This is a genomic window from Streptomyces phytophilus, assembly GCF_013870535.1.
GTDB lineage: Bacteria > Actinomycetota > Actinomycetes > Streptomycetales > Streptomycetaceae > Streptomyces > Streptomyces phytophilus.
Genome location: NZ_JACBXC010000269.1, coordinates 1 through 6,083, shown reverse-complemented (window position 1 = coordinate 6,083; position 6,083 = coordinate 1). Strand labels below are relative to the sequence as shown.

The window sequence follows — 6,083 nt, the reverse complement described above, 5'->3', positions numbered from 1 at the left end:
GGCCGCGGCGGCGAGGTGGCCCCGGGCGTGGGCGAGGGCGGCCGGGGCGAACGGGGCGTCCCGGTCCCGCAGTCCGGCCTCGAACCCGGCCAGCCGCTCGGCGGCCTCCACCGCCCGTCCGACCGCCAGCAGCGCCTCGACCAGAGCCGGCAACGCCCGCACCGCCACCGGCCACATCTCCTTGACCTCCCACAGCCGGAGTGGGTCCCGGGTCGCGGCAAGCGCCCGGTCGGCCTCGCCGGTGGCCGTGCTCAGGCGCAGGTACGCGGTGGTCAGTGCGGGCAACACCTCCACCCCGGACGCGTCCAGGGCCGCCTCCACGGCGCCCGAGAGCCTGGCGTCGACACCGTCCAGCTCGCCGCGGGACAGCGCCAGGCAGGCCGACACGGACTCGACGATGATCCACAGCCCCGGGCGGTCCCGCAGCGTGGACCGCAGCGGCGCAGCGGCCTCCTCGAGCCCGTCCCACCGGCCCCTGCGGTGGTCCAGGACCAGCCGCAGGGCGTCGGTGAGGAGGTCCAGGCGAGGGCCGACGGGGGCGTCGGCCGCGGCGTCCAGCAGGCGTTCGGCCCATGCGTGGTTGCCGACGTGCATGGCTGCTTCCGCGATGGAGGCGTAGGCGTTGACCTCGCGGGTGTGGACCGGCGTCCCTCCGGTCAGCTCCAGCACCTGCTCGGTCAGCACGGACCAGCGCGGGTCGCCGACATTGATCAGCAGCATGGCGACCTTGCCGAGGATGAACACGGCGAATGCCCGGTCACGGATCTGCGGGACGAGCTCCAGCGCCCGGTTGGCCCAGGCCAGGTGTTCCGCGGCGGGTGGGTCCAGGCCGTAGGGCAGGGCCAGGCTGAGCATGGCCCAGGCGGACAACTCCGGTTGGCCCTCCAGGTCCTCCAGGGCGGCGGTCGCGGTCCGCCACAGCATCGCCGGTTCGGCCGCCAACTGCTCCTGGAGCGGGATGGTGAAGAACCGCAGCTGGCCGCGGACCGCACGGGGCTGTCCCAGGGCCAGGGCCTGCTCGAACAGGTCGAGGACGGCGACGAAGTGGCGGGCCTCGATGGCGACCCAGCCGAGTTTGATGGTGAGCGCGCCGCGGCGGGCCGGGTCCAGCGGTGCGGTGCGCAGCACGTCCTCCAGCACCCTGGCGGCCTCGGTGTCGTCGTTGAGCTCGGCGGCCTGTTCGGCGGCGGCCTCGGCGGCGTCCACCCACTGGTCGTACAGGTGGGCCTCGCGCAGGTGGTGGGCGACCTGCCCGAGTGGCGGCGGCACCAGGGACCGCACCGCGGTGGCCGCCCTGCCGTGCAGGTCCTGGCGGCGGGGCAGCGGCAGGCTCGCGTACACCGACTGCGCCGCCAGCATGTGCCGGAACCCCACCATGGACCCGCGCTCCTCCAGCAACCCGGACCCCAGCACATCCTCAAGGCCCTCCAGGGCGTCGGCCCGCGGCACCGGGCAGGTCGCCGTCAGCACCTCCACCGACACCCGCTCCCGCAGCACCGCCGCGGCCTCGGCCACCGCCTGCCCCGCCGGGGTCAGCCGCCGCACCCGCTCCAACACCGAGTGGCGCACCCCCGCGGGAACGTCCAACTCGTCGATGGCCCGCCGCGACCAACCCCTCTCCCGACGGACCAGCATGCCGCGCTCCCGCAACAGGGCGAGGAGCTCCTGCACGGCGAACGGCAGGCCCGAGGTGCGTTCCCACAGGTGGATGGCGAAGTTCCGGGAGACGGACTGGCCGGTGTCGAGGATCGCCGCAGCCAGCGCGCTGGTCTGGTCGGGGTCCAGCAGGGACAACACAATGTGCTCCCGGCCAACCTCGGCAGCCAGCCGGGTAGTGACGGCCCGCAGCGCCTCGTCGGCCTCCTCGCCCCGGTAGGTCAGCACCACGCAGAGCGCGGGGGGCGGGTCGGCCAGAAGGTAGCCGAGGAAGTCGACGGTCTGCTCGTCGGCCCAGTGCGCGTCCTCGACCACCAACACCGCGTCGCCCACCTCGGCGAGCAGGCTGACCAGGGCACGGAACACCCGGTGCCGCTCGGCGGCCCGGTCCTCCAGCGGCTCGGGGGCGTCCGGCAGGTGCTCGGCCAGCTCGGGCAGCAACGGCCGCAGCGCCCCGACCACGGCGGACAGCCGCCGCCCCGGCAGCACGTCACCGATGCCGCGCAGCGCGTCCAGGACCGGGCCGAGCGGGAACGGCTCGCGGATCTGCCGGCACCCCCCGAGCAGCATCCGCCGCCCCGACGAGTCGAGGCGGGCGGCGAGCTCGCCCACCAGCCGGGTCTTGCCGATCCCCGCCTCGCCCTCGATCACCGCGACGCCGGGCGGGTTGGCCACCGCCGCCACCAGGCGGTGCAGCTCCTCGTCCCGACCCACCAGCGGGGGCGTGGTTCGGAGGCGCTCGGTGTGGTTGCCCCGCATGGCTTTGGTCACCTGCCTTACATGTGACAGACGATGGAACACGCGCGCCCCACTCGGCCGGGGCGCCGGGACGGCTCACTTCGCCTCCGTGGCGTCCCGGGAACCCGGCTGACGGGTGGGGCACCGGGTTACGGTAGGCCGAGAAGGGCGGATTCGCCTACGGTTGCTGGGCGGAGATCGCGGCAATCTTCCTGGCGTCCGCCTCTGGGCTCCGTGTTCCTCGGTCCGGGACGCGGGGCTCGCGATTTCGGCCCGAGTGGAACCACGGGCCGCCTCACGTTCGCTCCCCGGAGGGCTGGGAATCGTCGGCAGTGTCAGCAACGGCGCTTGACGCCGGGGACGAACAAGAGCTCCCGGCCCTGCACGGCGGCGTCGCGGGTGGTCAGGACGAGGTCGAGCATGACGCCGTCGCCGACCATGCGGTGGAGGTCCTGAGGCCATACCCATGCTGCCGCGTCGGTGCTCTCGGGGGCAGCCGTGGGCCGAGCCGCGGGTAATCGTGCAAGGCAAGGGCGCGCGGATCGTCGACTTCGTCCTCTGCCTTCCGGTATTCGGCCTGCCAACTGCCGGGCCCAGGACACCGGCCGAACCTTCCTGGCTCTGGTCCCCCAGGACGGCGCTGGTGCGGCCGGCCGCGAAACCTTGCCGTCGGGCTCGCGCCGGTCGAGCCCGACGGACCCGGCAGGGCCTGAGGCTGCCCGGTCGCACGGATTCTCGCATAGGGCGCTCGTCGAAGACGGACGGTCCTGCGCTCCGCTGACCGACACCACGGAGCAGGCCGCCCTCAGCCGAGCCCGCGGGGCCGTGTAGGCAGAGCAATCGAGGGACAAGGGAGCCGGGTCACGTTGCCGTGACCCGGCTACCCGACCAGCTACGTGGCACCGTCAGCCATCCACTCTGATTGCGTTCACTTCGCCGGCAGAGACCTCACCGGGGCAACCACCACTGGAATGATCCGCCGTTGCAGGTGTTGAGACGAACGCCTTGGGAGATGCTGCCGTCCAGGCACTTCCCGGACTGACGGTGCACGATGTCGCCGTTGCTCTTGGGCGACCACTCCTGGTAGGTGCCGCCGTTGCAGGTGTTGAGACGAACGCCTTGGGAGATGCTGCCGTCCAGGCACTGGTTGTCGTAGGCCATGTTCTGCCATGCGCTCCAGGTGGGGGCGGCGGCCTGCGTGGGGGTGGCGAGCAGAGCCGTCACCACCAAGGCTGCGGCTGTTCCTCCCGCCAGTGCCGAAGCCCGGGACAAGGCACGCTTCATCATTGCGTGTGCTCCTTCTACTCATTGATCACGGGCCGGGGAAGGGGGAATGCCACGCTCGAACCTTCTTGAACGCGCACCATGCGGCGCGACACGATCCCCCCGATCGTCTCGGCGCTCCCCCTTCCCCACCACGCGCGCCCCGGAGATGGAATTCCATTCCGAACGCGCTGCCGGTCGGTCGACGGCCGGCATGAAGTGAGTTTCGCCAGGCGGGCGATTGTCTGGCAGACCCCTTTCACCACGCCAGACAAAGCCGTTGCGTTCGCGAGCAGTTTGTGGCATCTGGTCTTGCAGGCGAGTCGCGCGATTTCGTACCGTCGCTGCCGGTTGTGAGACCGCTGGATCCGGCGGACGGGCCGGTCGCGCGTTTCGCGTACGAGCTGCGCAAGCTCCGCCGGGAAGCCGGCGGGATCACCTACCGGGAGATGGCGCGGAAAGCCCATTACTCCGTCGCCACGCTGTCGCAGGCCGCCGCCGGCGACCGGCTGCCGTCGCGCGCGGTCTCGCGGTCCAGCGGGTCGAAGGCGAAGCCGCAGGGTGGTGATCGCGGCGTACAGGGCGGCGTGCGCGGCGGTGGAGAACGAGTCGGCGGTGATGCCGCGGCCGGACGGTGGCGTTGGCCTGGTTGCTGCCGCGCAGGGACCAGGACCAGCGATGGGCCGCCTCGGCGGTGCACGTCGGTGCCGGATCGTCGGGGGCGCGGTTGTGGCGTGTGCCGTGCCGGGCCGCCCGCCCCGTGCCTTCGCGGCGGGACCGGAGGACCACCCCGTCCGGCCGGGGCATCCAGGTGCCGCGATCACGGGCGTCGGACAGCGTCTTGCGGGAGCCCGACGGGAACGGTTCGGGTCCCGCTGGGTCAGCATGGCCCAGCCCCTGGGATGGGGCGCGACCGACCGGCCCGTCCCGACCGTCGGGAGACTGCTGCGGAATTCACGCGGGGACATCGCCGACGACCAGACCGCGATCGCGTCGCCTTCCGTCACCATCGCCGAATCACTGCTCAACCGCTGAACCTGGCCCAGATCCATCAGACACCATCGACAGACATCGACCGACGGGCATCGGACGCCGCTTGCGGTGCTTTTCACCAACGGCAACTGCAACGACGACACCCAGCTGCTGCCGCTGCTCGATACGATCCCGCCGCGTACCCGACTCGCTGTTTCGCGTACGCGGTACCGCGGTGCGGCGTGTGTCGGTGATTCCGGCCGGCGGCTACGTTGCTGGGAAGCGACCCGTAACCACGACCCAGCGATCCCAGGAGCCGGTGATGGTCGAGAACCCGAGCAAGGCGCAACCGCCGGTGGCCGACCGCGCGGCCTTTGAGCAGCAGTTGGAGGGGCTGCGGGCGAGGGAGAAGGCCCACACCCGCGAAGGCGACGCGATCGCCGCCGCGCGCCGCAGGCTTCCCATGGTCGAGGTGGCCGCGGACAGCCTGCTGCTGGGGCCGGACCGCCCCATGACGCTCCTGGACGCGTTCGAAGGGCGACGGCAGATGATCGCCTACTACTTCATGTGGTGGCCCGGCCGGCCGGCCGCTGAGCAGTGCGAAGGCTGCACCTGGGTGATGAGCCACGTAGGCGAGCCGGCCTATCTGCACTCCCGCGACATCACCTTCGCCGTGTTCTGCCAGGGGCGGAACACCGCCTACGGCTTCGGGGACGCGCAGGCGTCGTACGAGGAGAGCCTGCGCTACCGGGCCTTCATGGGCTGGGCGATGCCGTGGTACTCCGCCCAGCCCTCGCTCGAATCGCTTCTTGTCGGACGAGAGCTCGGCTTGTTCCACCTGGTGTGCTATCTGCGCGACGGCGACCGTGTCTTCGAGACCTACTGGACCAAGCGCCGCGGGGCCGAGGCGGTGGACTACAGCTACGCGCTCATGGATCTCACGGCGTTCGGACGCCAGGAGGACTGGGAGGACTCACCGGCGGACTGGCCGCGCCTCGGGCAGGCCACGCGGACCCTGGGCGGGGCTCCCGACTGGCCGCCGCTGCGGGAGTGGCCGGGCGGACGTCCCACAGCGCAGTGGCCGCGCATCGACGCCGGCCGCTCCGATGACCTGGGCGCCACCGGCACCGGACCGGCGACCACGCCCGACCACTGCCACTGACCTTCCCATACGTGCCCGTGGCCACGCTGCGGCGGGACGGCCCTCGACGGACGGGCGTCAGCGTCCGGGAGGTGTCCAGCCGGGGTCGCGGCCGCTGAGCCCCACCACCCGGTCCAGCAGCGGTGCGTCCTCGGGCACGGCGATGGCCGGCCCGAACATCCCCTCCCGCGCGGGCCCGCCGGGGGTGGCCGCCAGCAGGTCGTAGGAGACGCGCAGTGCTTCGTCGTCCGGCTCGTGACGCCGGCCGGTGGCGCGGGCGAGGTCCCAGCCGTGCACGACCAGTTCGTTCAGG

6 protein-coding genes and 1 pseudogene are annotated in these 6,083 nt (G+C 72.2%); 3 read left to right on the top strand and 4 right to left on the bottom strand.

Annotated features, from left to right (window positions below; translation table 11 throughout):
- The 3 genes and pseudogenes from H5J30_RS14465 to H5J30_RS36725 form a co-directional block, all read right to left on the bottom strand.
- Positions 1-2,415 (bottom strand): ATP-binding protein (locus tag H5J30_RS14465; RefSeq protein WP_181787843.1); only part of this gene is annotated, 2,415 nt, incomplete at its 3' end.
- 927 nt (positions 2,416-3,342) lie between these two features.
- On the bottom strand, positions 3,343-3,621 hold the full coding sequence (locus tag H5J30_RS14460) for an RICIN domain-containing protein (protein WP_309505530.1): 279 nt from the start codon (positions 3,619-3,621) through the stop codon (positions 3,343-3,345).
- 663 nt (positions 3,622-4,284) lie between these two features.
- A pseudogene (locus H5J30_RS36725) lies at positions 4,285-4,533 on the bottom strand (DNA cytosine methyltransferase); the annotation flags it as partial.
- A 9-nt stretch (positions 4,534-4,542) separates the two neighbouring features.
- Here H5J30_RS36725 and H5J30_RS14455 point away from each other — a divergent pair.
- From H5J30_RS14455 to H5J30_RS14445, 3 genes are read left to right on the top strand one after another with little or no spacing between them, the layout of a single operon-like run.
- Positions 4,543-4,692 carry a hypothetical protein gene (locus H5J30_RS14455; RefSeq protein ID WP_181787841.1) on the top strand — a complete coding sequence of 50 codons (150 nt, stop codon included), beginning with the start codon at positions 4,543-4,545 and terminating at the stop codon, positions 4,690-4,692.
- A gap of 15 nt (positions 4,693-4,707) precedes the next feature.
- Entirely contained in the window at positions 4,708-5,007 is a 300-nt protein-coding gene (locus H5J30_RS36720) for a transposase (RefSeq protein WP_309505529.1), read from the top strand.
- Positions 4,952-5,791: a DUF899 family protein gene (locus H5J30_RS14445; RefSeq protein ID WP_181787840.1), complete on the top strand. Its 840-nt coding sequence runs from the start codon at positions 4,952-4,954 to the stop codon at positions 5,789-5,791. Before H5J30_RS36720 ends, H5J30_RS14445 begins: the two co-directional genes overlap by 56 nt.
- 57 nt (positions 5,792-5,848) lie before the next feature.
- On the opposite strand, the gene H5J30_RS14440 is transcribed toward H5J30_RS14445, so the two are convergent.
- The coding region (locus H5J30_RS14440; protein ID WP_508470470.1) for a DinB family protein at positions 5,849-6,083 on the bottom strand (235 nt) is incomplete at its 5' end.